Annotated in this window: 1 protein-coding gene; it reads right to left on the bottom strand. The window is 63.7% G+C overall.

What is annotated here, in order from left to right:
• A partial coding sequence (gene rpsB, locus E5X34_RS32830; RefSeq protein WP_292573397.1) for a 30S ribosomal protein S2 occupies window positions 1-223 on the bottom strand: 223 nt, incomplete at both ends.

Raw genomic sequence — 223 nt, forward strand, 5'->3', positions numbered from 1 at the left:
GGATGGCGCGGGCCGCGTCATCGTTGCCGGGGATCGGGAAATCGATCTTGTCCGGGTCGCAGTTGGAATCGATGATGGCGACGACCGGGATGCCGAGGCGCTTGGCCTCGAGAATGGCGATCGCTTCCTTGTTGGTGTCGATCACGAACATCAGGTCGGGCGTCGAGCCCATGTCCTTGATGCCGCCCAGCGCCTTGTCGAGCTTCTCGCGCTCGCGATCGAG

Source organism: Mesorhizobium sp., from assembly GCF_004963255.1.
GTDB lineage: Bacteria > Pseudomonadota > Alphaproteobacteria > Rhizobiales > Rhizobiaceae > Mesorhizobium.